The following is a 13623-nucleotide window of genomic DNA, read 5'->3' as shown; positions in this document are numbered from 1 at the left end:
CCGAGGGTCTTATCTGAAGAATTTTATGAAAAGACCAAACACAAAATTTACATCTTAATTGATGAATACGACAATTTTGCAAACGCCATTCTCTCAGCATATTCTCATGAAGAATACATGCAACTTACTCATGGTGGGGGATTTTTTAAAGATTTTTTTAAAAAATTAAAGGCTGCAACTGAAGAGTCTGAATCTTCCCTTGCCAAACTCTTTATAACAGGCGTCTCTCCTATTACACTTGATGATGTAACCTCGGGGTTTAATATTGGGGAAAATTTATCACTAGACCCAAGGCTGAGTACCCTCTTTGGTTTTACTGAAAAAGAGGTTGCAACAATCTATGAATATTATACATCTTTAAATCTTTTAAATATAGATAAAGATGAGTTTTTTAAAATTATATCTGCATGGTATAATGGATATTCCTTTAATGAGGACACCACAGAGCGTGTGTATAATCCTGATATGATATTTTATTTTTTAAAGCAAATAATGGCCCTAAAAAAACTTCCCAGGGACTTAATTGATGAAAATGTGCGCATAGATTATGCAAAGATGAGACACCTTATTACAGTTGACAGGAAAGTTAAGACCTTTAATGGAAATTTTTCCATTTTAAAACAAATAATTGAAAATGGCATTGCAGGTGGTAGAGTAGTTAAAACCTTTCCCTTAGAGAGGCTCACCCATCCTCAAAATTTTACATCTCATCTCTTTTACCTGGGTCTTTTGTCCTTTAATGGAGATGATGAATTAATCATTCCAAATGAAACAGTAAATCAACTTTTATATGAGCACTTAAGAGATGCTTATGAAGACACAGGAATATTTCGCTCAAATCTCTATTTTCTTGCAGAAAAAATAAAAAAAATGGCATATTCAGGCGAGTGGAAAGGAGTATTTGAACAACTATCCAGTGAAATAAATACTCAGACATCCATAAGGGACTATCTTCAAGGGGAGCAGACAATAAAAACATTTTTAGCAGCATATATCTCAATTACTGATTATTTTATAGTGCATTTAGAAAGGGAGCTAAACAAGGGATTTGCAGATCTCTATCTAAAACCTTTTTATGAGAAAAATCAAAAGGTGAGATTTGGCTATCTTATTGAAATAAAATATATTCCCCGTAGAGAAAAGCTTACAGAGAATATTTTAAACAAAAAAAGGGAAGAGGCAAAGAAGCAGATTTTAAAATATGCACAGGATGATATTATCTCCAGAAAATCTCATACAAAGTTAAAACTTATCTATCAAATATGGCATGGATGGGAGCTTGTAGAGATGGAAGAGATATAGTTGAAGGGATTAATGGTATGCAGCACACATATGTTACTATATTTTTTTACCAGCAACTTCATTTAATACATGAATTTTAACAAACTAAAGTTCCGAATTTCTATGCCCTGCTTACTTTACTTAAATCCCACATATTCTCGAGGCACTGGCGGGCAGGAACCACCATTAACAACCCTAAATCGCTGGGGCTTAAAAAACCTGTTCTCTATCTACAGGCCTATTTATGGAAAGGTCTTGATGCCAATAACAAATTCCTCAATTGTTGTGCTGACGTTGATCTCTCCTCATTATGTGAGATTGAACCGAACATGTTTTCAAAACCAGTTCTTGACCACCTTAACCATAAGGTCTCTGCTCCTGATCTTAGAAAAGACAGACAACTTGCTCTCATCAAAGAATTGCTTAAAACCAAATACTCCTCTTTTGGATTTAAAAGTTGTGAACTTAAGAATGCTCTATCCAACTACTTCCGAAATTCCTCTCAAATTCGCTAGGAAGTGAAAAATTAATCTCTAGAAAGATCGTCAAAAAGGCAAAAGGTAAATCATTTTATGCGGTTACTAAATTTGGCTGGAAGTGGCTTTGGGCTACAATTTGTGCTAATGACTTTTTTAAAAACCCTATAATTTCAAGGTGTTTTAAAAAGGACTTAGAACATAGTGCATCACAACCATTTAATATTGAAAAGTCTTATCTCCTCATCCATCAAGGCTTAACCATCATAACTCAAGAACTTGCAATGATTTAAGCTCCTCTAAAAAACGTAAATTTTTTTCACGTTTTTAAAGACAAAAGCATAAGGTTTATTACGAAAAAACATATTTAAACACACTCAGGTTCCTCAAAAGCTACCAGGGGGAGGGAATAGATGTTCAAAGAAAAAACGTAGCTTTTACTTACGATAATGCATTAGCTCTTCTTGCTTTCTTCTCCACTCCTACACCAGAGAATCTCAAACGAGCAAACTTATTGGCCGATGCACTGGTTTATTCAGTGAAACATGATCGATTCTTTAACGATGGTCGTATTAGAAACGCTTATAATTCTGGAGATTTAATTTTGCCTAATGGCTGGCAACCTAATGGAAGAAATCATATGGTCCGCATACCTGGCCACACAAAGGAAAATGGCGAATGGGAAGAAGATAATTATTCCGTGGGCACTCACACTGGAAATGTTGCCTGGGCAATATTGGCACTTCTTGGATATTATGAACTTTCTCCTGAAACACCAGAGCAAAAGGCAATTTATCTTGAGACTGCTAAACAAATGGGAGAATGGATTGAAGCAAACTGTCGAGATATTAGAGGAGATGGTGGTTACACAGGTGGATACGAAGGTTGGGAACAAAATAATTCAAATCCTACAGGTCAGACACGTCTTATGTGGAAATCCACAGAACACAATCTGGATGTATATGTTGCTTTTATGAGACTTTACTATTTGACCCATGACGAAATCTGGCTGGAAAGAGCTCAGCACGCCAAAAGGTTTATTGACTCCATGTGGAATAATTCAGAGGGACGTTACTATGCTGGTACTCTGGAAGATGGTGTGACAATAAATGATTCTGTCAAACCCATTGACGTGAACACTTGGGGATACCTTGCTATGGCTCAAATAAATGACCCTGCTCAAATGAACAGGGCTCTTGATTGGGTTCTTAATCATAGTGTAGTAGAACAGGAGGGATATAAAGGCATTGACTTTAACGACGATTGCGATGGAATATGGTGGGAAGGAACAGCTCAACTTGCGCTGGCACTGAAGCTGGCAGGCTGCACCTCAGAAGCAGAATTATATATTCAAAATATGAAAAAGTGGCAAGCAGAGGCAAACAATGGAAATGGCAAAGGAATTGTGGCATCCTCAAAAGACCATCTTTCTACAGGTCTTAATTGGTCCTATTACCCCAACCTTCACGTAGGAGCTACAGCATGGTTTGTTATGGCCCTTCAAGAGTTTAACCCTTTCTTGCCCAGGGGTTGTAATTACAAAATTGATACAAATTCTTTAAAGAATTTTTAAAAAGACATTAAAAACATAAAAATAAGTGGGAAAGAAGATGAAAAAAACATTTTTTTACTATCTTCTTTATTGGCTTATGTGGTATAGAAGATGAAAAAATAAGAGTGCCATTTATAGAGAATAGGGGGCAGACAGACAAAGAAGTGGCTTATTATGTATAAGTCTTCATTTAAGATTGATAAAACAAAATAACCATGTTGCCACCAGGAGAATAAAATATGATATTGTTTTCTGTTTCAATACCTTCAAGTGTATTTACATTTTCTATTTGGCATTTTATGTTTTTATTTAAGAGGTAATTTTTAGTGACTTTAATAAAATCATCCAAAGTATCATATCTTCCAAAAATTTTTAGATGAAATGTCTTTTTTTCTTTGTTGTATATTTTGATTTTTAAAATAGACGTTAATTTTAAATTAATTATTTTTTTATTTACATAAATAGGTTTTAATATCTCGTGTCTAATTCTTACAAAATAATTTGTAACAACCTCTATAATTAGTTTTAGCTCTTTCTCGTTAAGACTTTGAATATATTCGTTTAAGTAATTATTTCTTTTGTGCTCTATCTCTAGATATTCCTCTAATAAGGGAGATAACTTTTCAAAAGAGATTATTTTTTTCTCTACAAGTAATTCTCCAAGATGAACATGTTTTACATCCTGCAAAAATAAAATCTCGTCAATTTGTTTTTGACTAAGAAGATTTAATTTTTTTGCAATTTCACAAAAAGGTTTATCTTCTATTTGTTGAATTTGAATGATCTTTTCTACGTCCTTTGCAGACAAAAGTTTTTTCTCAACACAGATCTCTCCTATCTTTTTATTTCTTTGTATCTGTTCATTTAAAAGGTCCTTCAATGTGTTTTCATCTATTATTCCCTTTGATATTAAATACTCTCCAAAGAATCTATCATTCATTTTACCATCCCACATGTAGGATTTTGAGTTTGTAATCTTTTTTCAATAACTCTCTTTAATTTAATTCCTTCTTCAAAATCAGGGTTTATAGCAAGTCCTTTATTTACAAATTTCAGGGCTTGTTTATATTTGTTCAATTCAAATAATGTCCTCGCAATATTAAAAAAAAGATGTTCATCCCATTTTTCCAGTCTATAAGCTTTAAAGTAATATTTTAGAGCCTCTTTATACATTTTATATTTTCTCATTTTAATGCCAAATTCATTGAACAGGTGTTTATGTTCCCTCTCAAAGGCAGCATTTAAATTGTAAATCCTTTTAAACACTAATTTGGCCTTTTCTTTATCGCCTTTATCTAAATAGGTAAATCCAAGTCCAAAGGTAGCTCTAATATTTTCTTCATCAATTCTAAGTGCATTTTTGAATTCATATTCAGCGCTATAGTATTTTTTATTTCTTCTATACCTTTCGCCTCTTGCAATAGTCTTTTGTAATTCCCTTATAGCAGGATAGACTTTGTTCATGTATATATCAGGCTCGGGTATGAAGTTTTGAAGAAATTCTTCTTTGGAGATAAAGGACCTTGGCCCTGAGGGAACAAAATTCTTATTTATTGGCTGAAGAGATATACTGCTATCTTCTTGCTCTTTGGCAAAGAATAACAATTTGTGACTACTGTTTCTTTGAGTATGTCCGGCCCCAATCTTTCCGCTTTTTATAATTGAAAATACGCCGTAAATTCTATTAGAATGGCCAATATTTAATCTCTTATTTTGTTTCATTTACTATATAGTCATCCATATTGTAGAGGGTTTCGTCTTCTTTAGGTGGCAACAATTTTGAAATTTTTGTTTTTTTAAGATCAAAGAGTGAATTTTCATCTTCAAATAGATCGCCCATTTCTTCTTCAATTTTTTCAGGGTCCTCGCCTGCTTCCAGTCGTCTTAGGGCCTCTTCCATTGCCCCTCCCATTTTAAGTCCTGTTGTTTCAAATAGTTTTTTCATGAGCTTTGCCATTTCTTTTGGATTGTCCTCGTCTATTTTATCAGCTTGATCAGCTAGAGAAGCAATGGCACTTTCAAGTTTTTTCTCATCTACCTGAGAGAGCATCTTTGAGATTGGGTCATCCATCTCCCCATTGTCATTTTCTTTTTTTGAAGAAGAAATTACTGAAAAGATAGATACCTTTCTCTTCATGTTTTTGTTTTTGCACTTGGGACAGATGGGGGTGTCTTTTGTGTTTATGCGTTTGCTAAGGAAATTAAATATCATATGACAATTTTCACAATAAAATTCATATACAGGCATTTTTATCACCTCCCATCCATTATTTTTGCACAACTGCAATATTTATATTACTTAATAGCCTCGCTGCCAAGTTTTGCTGCCTTAATATTTATATCCTGGATTTTGGGAGACATATGCTTTTTTATGCCATCAATTAGGTCATTTAAGGTAAAAGGGGACTCATTTATAGAAAAAAAAGCGCCTAAAAGGACTATATTGGCACACTTTATTGTACCTGCTTTTTTTGCTAATTCTATACATGAGAGTTTATAGCTATTTTGTGCACATTTATTTATTTTCTCTTCAATGTAATCCATTTCAGGATATTTTTCCATGCCAATTGAAACTCCAACAGGATAGGTTGGTTCTGTATTCCAGACAATGGTTCCGCCTTTTTTTAGGTATTTAAGCGAACGCAGGGTCTCAACTGGTTCAAATCCCAGCAATACATCTGCTTCTCCAATGTCAATTTTAGGGCTTAAATACCCTCCAAGAAGCACAGTGGACTCTACGATCCCTCCCCTCTGTGCCATGCCATGGATTTCACCTGAAGTTACCTCTATATTTTTATCTAGGGCAATTAAAGAAATTAAATTAGTTGCAGTCAGTGTGCCCTGTCCACCAACCCCTGCTAAAAATATTCTCATCTTTCCCATTATGATTTCCTTTTTTTGGCTTTTATATAGTTAGTTATTTGTACACAGAACATACACCCAGAACATAGACTTTCATCTATAAAAATTTTCCCATCTTTTTTATAAAAGGCAGGACATGCAAGTTCTTTTAAACATTTTTCAACTTCTTCATGTTGCTTTTCAACATATGCATAAGTTAGACTTTTTTTCTTAAGAACCTTTGTTGCAAAGAGGGTGCAGGGCTGCTCAGCAATTATGACTCTAACTCCAGATAATTCTTTAAATTTTTGTAACACAGAAAGGGTTTTTTTGAGATTTAATGGGTTTACCTTTTTAACATGTGTAACACCACATCCTTTAACAATTGTTTCAATATCTACTCTGCTTTTGTTATCCCCCATTAGTGTTTTATCAACACCTGGATGGGGCTGATGTCCAGTCATGGCAGTGGTCTGATTATCTAATATAATTACCAGTAAGTTGTGGTTGTTGTGAACCGCATTTACAAGTCCAGTTAATCCAGAGTGGAAAAATGTGGAATCCCCAATATAGCCGATTACAGTTTTTCCTGTTGCCCGTGCCATACCAGAGCCTCCAGATATTGAGGATCCCATGCAAAATAAAAAGTCACATGCCCTGTGTGGAGGTAAAAATCCCAGGGTATAACAACCAATATCAGTTGCGTAGATTGCATCATCTCCAAAAACCTTTCTAACAGAGTAGTAAACTGCCCTGTGGGGACATCCTGCACACAGGTTTGGGGGTCTTCCAGGAAGTTCCTTTTCTTCTTCACACCCTTTGGTCTTGCTTTTGGGCCTTTCAAGAAATTTGAGGATAGCAGCTTCTATTTTTTTTGTTGAATATTCAAAGAGTCTTGTAAGATTTTCGTCCTTTCCATAGACTTTTGTGTTTAAATTGTTTTTTTGGCAAATCATCCTTACACTATCTTCTAAAATAGGCTCTAACTCCTCTAAAACCAAAACCTTATCCATCTGAGAAAGAAAATCAAGTAAGGTTTTTTCAGCTAAAGGATATGTGATCCCTAGCTCCAGTACAGATACTTCATCAAATAGATCTAAATCATTTAGCACGTCATTTAAATATGCCCTTGAAATCCCACTAGCAATTATTCCCAATTTGCTTTTTATTCTGGCCTTATTATAAGGATGGTTTTCTATTTCTTTTCTTATTTTTTCTAGATTTTCTAAAAGCACTGGATGTCTTAGTCTTGCTATTGCTGGTAAGGGAACAAATCTATAGGGATCTCTTTTAAATTCAGCTTTAGGTACTTGTTTTTTTTCGCCAAATACAACTGGCCCTCTTAAGTGGTTTATCCTTGTTGTGGTCCTTAGCATAACTGGTTGTTGCCACTTTCTCGATAAAAGTAACGCCTCTTTGGTCATATCCTTTGCTTCCTGGGCAGTAGAGGGTTCAAAACAGGGCAGGCCTGCTAGTCGCGCATAGTATCTATTATCCTGTTCGTTTTGGCTTGAATGGCAACCAGGATCATCTGCGCTCAGTAAGACCAGACCCCCAGGCGTTCCAACATATGCAAGGCTCATAAGGGGATCAGCAGCAACATTTACTCCTACGTGTTTCATGCAGACCAAGGTTGGCACACCACCCAATGATGCACCTCCCCCAACTTCAAGGGCAACTTTTTCATTTACTGAATATTCAAAATAAAAGTCTCCATAGGGAGATAATTTATAAAATGTATCTGGTACTTCAGAGGAGGGTGTCCCAGGATAGGCTGAAACAAAACCAACTCCAGCCTCAATTGCACCCCTGGCTACTGCTTCATTACCCAATAAGAGATGTTTTTCTCCTGATTTTGAGTCCAGCAATATGTGTCTCATAATTACTTTCCTTTTGTTTGATTTTGTAGTTTTTGCTCTAGTTGAGCTATTTTATATTGATAGAATAAACCATTTGGATCACCTACTCCAAGACTTGATCTTAGTTTTTTATATGCCCACAAGGCCTGCTCTATATTTTGAGTATCTTCTGCCAGTCTTGCAATCTCCATTGTTACTATTTGTGCATATTCCTGATTGTCTTTTAATTTCAGAAGTATCTTTAGGGCCTCGGTCTTTTTCCCCATCAGTTTAAAACAATTGGCTTTTCCTATGATTGCAATCCCCTTTACATTGGGATCATCACTGTTTTCTGCAACTTGTCCAAACATAGATACTGCCTTATCATATTGTTTTGTCTTTATGTATAACTTGGCAAGCTGAAGCCGTATTGCCTGTTTTATTGATGATGGGGCCTCTTTGAGCAATTTATTTAGTTTAGATATCTTTTCGTTGTCTTCTTTTAAAAGCAATATAGAACCAAGCTCTTTTTTGATGTTATTTAATTTATTTTGTGTATACCATTTGTATCCAGAATACCCAGCTGCAATCACAACAATAGCGCCCACAGCTATGACAATTTCCCTTAAGTGAGAGATGATTTTTTCAACAAGAGGCATGGCCTCTTTTGCAATTTCTTCTTCTATTGGAATAGATAGTTTGGTCTTTTTTTTGTCTTGCATTTGAATTTACCTCCGTGTAGTTTATTTTGAAATTTAAGTTTTTGAGGAAGTCTTTTAACCCCTTTTAAAAAAAAGGTCAAAAAATTTTATAGCTGAAAGTCAAAGGAGAAGTGTATGGAGGTGATTTTTCTAGGAGTTGGTGAGGCCTGTGATGAGAAATATCCAAATACGTCTTTACTCTTATACACTGGGAATCAAAAGACACTGCTGCTTGATTGCGGTTTTAGTGTAACCCATGAGTTTTTTAAATATGAAAAAGACGTAAACAAGGTGGACATAATCTGGATTTCCCACTTCCACGGGGATCATTTCTTGGGTCTACCACTTCTTTTGTTGAGATTTTGGGAACAGGGAAGAAGAAGGCCCCTTCACTTTGTTGGTCAGAAAGGAATAGACTATGTTGTGAATTCGTCTATGAAACTTGCTTTTCCAACCCTGGCAGACAAGATTTCCTTTGATTATATATTTCACCAGTTAGTAGAAGGGGAAGAAAAAGAAATAGAAGAAGTTAAATTTTCTGGAGCCTCCACTGGACATACGCAGCCTGACCTAGGAGTTAGAATCTCAGATGGCGAAAAAGTTCTTTATTATAGTGGAGATGGACCACCAAAAGAAGGTTGTTATGAAATAGCAAAGGGTTGTGATCTTTTGGTTCAAGAGACATTTTTGCTTGATGAAGACATTCATGGTCACGGAAATTTTGTAAATTGTATTGATTTTGCGAGAAAAGTAGGTGCTAAGACCTTTGCACCAGTTCATATGCAAAGAGATGCAAGGGATAGCATTGTTTCTTATTTTGAGAATAATAAAGATAAATTTAACGACCTAAATATTATTATTCCTGTTCATGGAAATAAAATAACCCTTTAAAAACTGACACAGGAGGGAATTTATGTCTGATATAGGAAATCTGGTATTAGATATTGGAAAGAGGGCTAAAAGGGCTTCAAAATTAATGGCCAAGGCATCAAGTGAAAAAAAGAATAAGGCATTAATAATACTTTCTGATATGCTTGAATCTGAAAAAAAATATATTCAAGAGGAAAATAAAAAGGATTTGGAACTGGCAGAGAAAAGGGGACTTAGCAGCGCAAAAATAGACAGGTTAACCCTTTCAGATAAGGTCATAGATTCGATGAGGAAAGGTTGTATTGAAGTTGCTCAACTTCCGGATCCAGTAGGGGCAATTGAGACAATGTGGAAAAGGCCAAAGGGTCTTTTAGTTGGTAAAATGAGGATTCCTTTGGGTGTTATTGGGATGATTTATGAATCTCGGCCAAATGTTACAATTGATGCGGGGATCTTGTGTGTTAAGGCATCAAATGCGGTTATTTTAAGAGGGGGATCTGAAGCATTTTATTCAAATCAGGTCTTGGCTAAGTTATTTTCAAAGGCCCTATTAGAAGCTGGTCTGCCTGAAGATGCAGTGCAACTTATTCCCACAACTGATAGAACAGCAGTTTCAGAAATGCTCAAACTAGAAGAATATATTGATGTGATAATCCCAAGGGGCGGAGAAGGGCTAATTCGCACAGTGGTCGAGGGTGCAAAGATGCCTGTTTTAAAACACTACAAAGGTGTTTGTCATATATATGTGGATGAAGATGTGGACATAGATCAGGCAGTAGAGATAATCTATAATGCCAAGGTTCAAAGACCTGGTGTGTGTAATGCCCTTGAATGCTTACTGGTTCATGAAAAAATAGCACCTTCACTCCTACCAAAGGTAGGTGAAAAGCTTGGAGGAGCTGGAGTTTTATTTAAGGCAGATAAAAAGTCTTTTAAATATCTTGAAAAGTGGGCTGAAGAAGCCAAACAAGAAGATTTTGGATATGAATTTTTAGAGCTTAAGATGGCAGTTAAAGTGGTGGCAAATCAAGATGAAGCCCAGGAACACATCTCTCTATATGGCTCTAATCACACAGAGGCGATTTTGACAAATAATCATCAAAGGGCAATGAGGTTTTTAAAAGAGGTAGATGCATCACTGGTGCTTGTTAATGCTTCCACAAGATTTAATGATGGAGGCGAGCTTGGACTTGGTGCAGAGATCGGTATCAGTACATCAAAATTGCACGCCTATGGTCCAATGGGGGTAAAAGAGTTAACAACTACCAAGTTTATAGCCTTTGGAGATGGACAAATACGGACTTAGAAGTAGTTTATCACTTTTTGGAGAGGATATGAAAATAGGATTTGTTGGAGGAAGTTTTAATCCCATACACAATGGCCACATAAGGGTGGCCATTGAAGTAAAAGAACAAATGGATCTTGATTTTGTTGAACTCATCCCAGCTCCTCGCCCTCCCCATAAATTGGATGAAAAATTACTTGATTTTGAGAAAAGGGTAGAGCTTATAAAAATAGCAATAAATGGTATTTCCTTTTTAAGGATAAATACAATTGAAGCAAAGAGGAGCACCCCTTCTTATACAGTTATTACTTTAGAAGAATTAAAACAACTATACCCTGGAGATGATCTCTATTTTGTTATTGGAGGAGACGAAATAACCCATTTAACTAAGTGGTATAAATGGAGACATCTTTTTGATTTATGTAATTTTATCGTAGTTGGAAGGAGACAAGGGGACCTTCATAATTTGCAATTTTTTATTGAAAAAAATCTTTCAGCAAAAACAAACCAGAACTTTGTTTGGCAAGTGGGAGAATATAAAATACATTATATTGAGATTCCAAGGTTAGAGATAAGTAGCTCTTTGATAAGAAAAAAGGCTATGACCCAAAAATTTTTGCGGGGTCTAGTTCCAGAATCCCTTGAGAAAAAAATATCTCAGGAATATTGTAAACTCCTTTTGAAAGATGTGTGATTATAAGCAATAGAAAATTAATTTTTCTCTTCAATTAGATTTGTGAGTATCAGGCCAAGAAAGGAACTTTCTGAAGACGTATATAACCATCCTAAATGGTTAAGACATGTGGCACAAACAACTATTTGCCATGCATAACCAGGAAACCATGTAAAATCTTTGGTGGGTTTTCCTGCAGGGATAAAATTTTTGCCATCTGAAAAACAACCAACTTCAAATATTAATCCATGGGGATTTGCGCACACATGTTTGAATTTGCCATTTATTTTAATCTTGTATCTTGCTGAGGTAATTTTGGTTTTGCAAAATTTACATAAATAATATATATCTTTTTTTTGTTCTATTTTTTCAGTCTGTTCTTTAATGATCACCTCTATATCTGGTGATAAACTTTTTTTAAATAAAATAACCTGTGATAAAGCCATATGTAAGTCCTAACTTCCAATCCTTTGAGCAGACTGCAGGCCTGTTTGTACAGGGCAGATCTTCTCTTCTAACCTCCGCTCTTTAAATCTGCATATTATTATGGAAGGCGCCCTATGGTTGATTGTGAAATCACTTTGCCTAAAGTGAAAGATTTTATCAAGGATTTAATTTCACTTCCTCAGGGAAAAAAATAGGGACGGGCGAATAATGGTTCACACATAAAGGAAGTGAACAAGGGCTGTCTACCTCTTTCTACCTTCTCTCCTGTTCATTATTTACTATTTTCCAAACTCCTCTTGCCATTTATTAAGTGGTGTTTTAATAAAAAAGTTATGGAGAGAAAATATATACAGAACCCTCATGACGCATTTGTGAAGGAAATCTTCTCACACAAAGAGCAGGCTGAAGATTTTTTAAAAAATTATCTGCCTCAAAATATCTGCAAATTAATTGATTTTAATTCTCTTGCCATTGTCAAAGACTCCTTTGTGGATGAAGATTTAAAAAGACATTTTTCTGATTTGCTCTATGAAGTTCAGATAAGTTCCAGAGATGGATTTATTTATTTGCTTTTTGAGCACAAAAGCATCCCGCAAAGATTCACTGCTCTGCAGCTTCTCAGATACATGGTCAAAATCTGGGATCTATATCTCAAACAAAATCAATCTTCTACTCTACCTGTTATTATTCCATTAGTCATCTACAATGGTTACAGAAAATGGACAATAAAAACAAACTTTTCCGAACTTTTTGGAGAGACTGAAAAAGAGTTAGATAGTTATATACCAGACTTTAATTACCTCCTTTACGACCTATCCTCTATATCTGATGAAGAGATCAAAGGAACAGTAATATTAAAGGCTACTTTAATGGCTCTTAAATATCTTACAACACCTGAACCAGGTAAACATCTGGAGCGAATTTTCAATCTCTTTAAAGGACTTGGTGAGAGTAATACACCACTTCAATATCTGGAAACACTACTTCGGTATATAGCCAATGCAACTGACAAGATAGAAGAAGAGGATATAAAAAAGGCAATAAAACAAATAGAAAAGGGGGCAGATATTATGCCAACACTTGCAGAAAAATGGATAGAACAAGGACGTACAGAAGGACGTATAGAAGGTCGTATGGAAGGCATGATCCTGGATGCCCAGGAAATGGTCATGGAAGCTCTGATAGAGAGATTTGGGCTTGTTAAACCAGAGTTATCTGTTAAAATCAGAGGTGTGGGCAACAGAGATGTTTTAAAAATCCTGCATAAACTGGCTATTAGAGTAGATTCCATCCAGGAATTTGAGGAGAAATTAAAACAACTTGAATTGTAAGAGTAGCTGGAGTGAACAGAGAGCTGTAAACAGTGAAGAGAAAGAATTTACATCTAAAACCTACAGGTGTAGGCAGCTATTTCCTTCGAGGGTAGCAATATATGCCCGTCCATATTTTTAATTTCACCTCCGGACAAAAAATTTCCCGAGGCGATTGTCATATAGGGGGGAATTTTAATGGCCTTTTCCTGGGGAATTTATTTTATCTTTGACAATTGACTAAATTGACCAATGATTGACTAATAAATGGGTGTGAATCATGCTTATACCATTTGCCTTTGGAAAAGACATATTATAAAATAAAAGGCCTCCAGTTTCAGATGAGAGG

The 13623-nt window shown here is 35.4% G+C and carries 14 protein-coding genes and 1 pseudogene; 8 read left to right on the top strand and 7 right to left on the bottom strand.

Annotated features, from left to right (window positions below; genetic code table 11):
• Positions 1 to 24: 24 nt before the first annotated feature.
• The 4 genes and pseudogenes from ACYQ1E_RS00760 to ACYQ1E_RS00745 form a co-directional block, all read left to right on the top strand.
• Positions 25 to 240 (top strand): annotated as a pseudogene (locus ACYQ1E_RS00760) (AAA family ATPase); the annotation flags it as partial.
• 225 nt (positions 241 to 465) lie between these two features.
• Positions 466 to 1302: a PD-(D/E)XK nuclease domain-containing protein gene (locus ACYQ1E_RS00755; protein WP_459878421.1), complete on the top strand. Its 837-nt coding sequence runs from the start codon at positions 466 to 468 to the stop codon at positions 1300 to 1302.
• A gap of 308 nt (positions 1303 to 1610) precedes the next feature.
• On the top strand, positions 1611 to 1796 hold the full coding sequence (locus ACYQ1E_RS00750) for a hypothetical protein (protein ID WP_459874750.1): 186 nt from the start codon (positions 1611 to 1613) through the stop codon (positions 1794 to 1796).
• A gap of 499 nt (positions 1797 to 2295) precedes the next feature.
• Positions 2296 to 3330 (top strand): hypothetical protein, encoded by a 1035-nt coding sequence (locus ACYQ1E_RS00745; protein WP_459874749.1) that lies wholly within the window; start codon positions 2296 to 2298, stop codon positions 3328 to 3330.
• A 169-nt stretch (positions 3331 to 3499) separates the two neighbouring features.
• Here ACYQ1E_RS00745 and ACYQ1E_RS00740 read toward each other — a convergent pair whose 3' ends face one another.
• From ACYQ1E_RS00740 to ACYQ1E_RS00715, 6 genes are read right to left on the bottom strand one after another with little or no spacing between them, the layout of a single operon-like run.
• Positions 3500 to 4249, bottom strand: a complete 750-nt coding sequence (locus ACYQ1E_RS00740; protein WP_459874748.1) for a cyclic di-GMP-binding domain-containing protein, MshE-related — start codon at positions 4247 to 4249, stop codon at positions 3500 to 3502.
• Positions 4246 to 5031, bottom strand: a complete 786-nt coding sequence (locus ACYQ1E_RS00735; RefSeq protein ID WP_459874747.1) for a tetratricopeptide repeat protein — start codon at positions 5029 to 5031, stop codon at positions 4246 to 4248. The genes ACYQ1E_RS00740 and ACYQ1E_RS00735 overlap by 4 nt, the downstream gene beginning before the upstream one ends.
• Positions 5018 to 5557, bottom strand: coding sequence for an FmdB family zinc ribbon protein (locus ACYQ1E_RS00730; RefSeq protein WP_459874746.1), 540 nt, complete (start codon positions 5555 to 5557; stop codon positions 5018 to 5020). Before ACYQ1E_RS00730 ends, ACYQ1E_RS00735 begins: the two co-directional genes overlap by 14 nt.
• Positions 5558 to 5604: 47 nt before the next feature.
• Positions 5605 to 6192, bottom strand: a complete 588-nt coding sequence (locus ACYQ1E_RS00725; RefSeq protein ID WP_459874745.1) for an indolepyruvate oxidoreductase subunit beta — start codon at positions 6190 to 6192, stop codon at positions 5605 to 5607.
• Positions 6192 to 8030: an indolepyruvate ferredoxin oxidoreductase subunit alpha gene (iorA, locus tag ACYQ1E_RS00720; RefSeq protein ID WP_459874744.1), complete on the bottom strand. Its 1839-nt coding sequence runs from the start codon at positions 8028 to 8030 to the stop codon at positions 6192 to 6194. The genes ACYQ1E_RS00725 and iorA overlap by 1 nt, the downstream gene beginning before the upstream one ends.
• A gap of 2 nt (positions 8031 to 8032) precedes the next feature.
• Positions 8033 to 8710: a tetratricopeptide repeat protein gene (locus ACYQ1E_RS00715; protein WP_459874743.1), complete on the bottom strand. Its 678-nt coding sequence runs from the start codon at positions 8708 to 8710 to the stop codon at positions 8033 to 8035.
• 114 nt (positions 8711 to 8824) lie between these two features.
• Here ACYQ1E_RS00715 and ACYQ1E_RS00710 point away from each other — a divergent pair, with 114 nt between their 5' ends.
• Genes ACYQ1E_RS00710 through nadD form a run of 3 tightly spaced genes read left to right on the top strand, consistent with a single transcriptional unit; the run spans position 8825 to position 11538 of the window.
• Positions 8825 to 9580, top strand: coding sequence for an MBL fold metallo-hydrolase (locus ACYQ1E_RS00710; protein ID WP_459874742.1), 756 nt, complete (start codon positions 8825 to 8827; stop codon positions 9578 to 9580).
• Positions 9581 to 9602: 22 nt separating this feature from the next.
• The gene (locus tag ACYQ1E_RS00705) at positions 9603 to 10865 is read left to right on the top strand and encodes a glutamate-5-semialdehyde dehydrogenase (RefSeq protein ID WP_459874741.1); all 1263 of its coding nucleotides are present in this window, start codon (positions 9603 to 9605) and stop codon (positions 10863 to 10865) included.
• A gap of 28 nt (positions 10866 to 10893) precedes the next feature.
• Positions 10894 to 11538, top strand: coding sequence for a nicotinate (nicotinamide) nucleotide adenylyltransferase (gene nadD / locus ACYQ1E_RS00700; protein ID WP_459874740.1), 645 nt, complete (start codon positions 10894 to 10896; stop codon positions 11536 to 11538).
• Positions 11539 to 11555: 17 nt separating this feature from the next.
• Here the strand turns inward: nadD and ACYQ1E_RS00695 are convergent, their stop codons facing one another.
• Positions 11556 to 11963: a cereblon family protein gene (locus ACYQ1E_RS00695; protein WP_459874739.1), complete on the bottom strand. Its 408-nt coding sequence runs from the start codon at positions 11961 to 11963 to the stop codon at positions 11556 to 11558.
• Between the two features lie 333 nt (positions 11964 to 12296).
• Here ACYQ1E_RS00695 and ACYQ1E_RS00690 point away from each other — a divergent pair, with 333 nt between their 5' ends.
• Complete coding sequence (locus ACYQ1E_RS00690; protein ID WP_459874738.1) at positions 12297 to 13295, top strand: Rpn family recombination-promoting nuclease/putative transposase; 999 nt, start codon at positions 12297 to 12299, stop codon at positions 13293 to 13295.
• Positions 13296 to 13623 lie beyond the last annotated feature (328 nt).

The organism is Desulfothermus naphthae (assembly GCF_054657475.1).
This window is presented reverse-complemented; position numbering and strand designations above follow the sequence as displayed.

Bases quoted from the DNA above. Each gene is read 5' to 3' on its own strand.
- ACYQ1E_RS00725 (WP_459874745.1), bottom strand. From the start codon at position 6,192: ATGGGAAAGATGAGAATATTTTTAGCAGGGGTTGGTGGACAGGGCACA.
- ACYQ1E_RS00730 (WP_459874746.1), bottom strand. From the start codon at position 5,557: ATGCCTGTATATGAATTTTATTGTGAAAATTGTCATATGATATTTAAT.
- ACYQ1E_RS00740 (WP_459874748.1), bottom strand. From the start codon at position 4,249: ATGAATGATAGATTCTTTGGAGAGTATTTAATATCAAAGGGAATAATA.
- ACYQ1E_RS00715 (WP_459874743.1), bottom strand. From the start codon at position 8,710: ATGCAAGACAAAAAAAAGACCAAACTATCTATTCCAATAGAAGAAGAA.
- ACYQ1E_RS00710 (WP_459874742.1), top strand. From the start codon at position 8,825: ATGGAGGTGATTTTTCTAGGAGTTGGTGAGGCCTGTGATGAGAAATAT.
- ACYQ1E_RS00705 (WP_459874741.1), top strand. From the start codon at position 9,603: ATGTCTGATATAGGAAATCTGGTATTAGATATTGGAAAGAGGGCTAAA.
- ACYQ1E_RS00735 (WP_459874747.1), bottom strand. From the start codon at position 5,031: ATGAAACAAAATAAGAGATTAAATATTGGCCATTCTAATAGAATTTAC.
- ACYQ1E_RS00755 (WP_459878421.1), top strand. From the start codon at position 466: ATGATATTTTATTTTTTAAAGCAAATAATGGCCCTAAAAAAACTTCCC.
- ACYQ1E_RS00750 (WP_459874750.1), top strand. From the start codon at position 1,611: ATGTTTTCAAAACCAGTTCTTGACCACCTTAACCATAAGGTCTCTGCT.
- nadD (WP_459874740.1), top strand. From the start codon at position 10,894: ATGAAAATAGGATTTGTTGGAGGAAGTTTTAATCCCATACACAATGGC.
- ACYQ1E_RS00695 (WP_459874739.1), bottom strand. From the start codon at position 11,963: ATGGCTTTATCACAGGTTATTTTATTTAAAAAAAGTTTATCACCAGAT.
- iorA (WP_459874744.1), bottom strand. From the start codon at position 8,030: ATGAGACACATATTGCTGGACTCAAAATCAGGAGAAAAACATCTCTTA.
- ACYQ1E_RS00690 (WP_459874738.1), top strand. From the start codon at position 12,297: ATGGAGAGAAAATATATACAGAACCCTCATGACGCATTTGTGAAGGAA.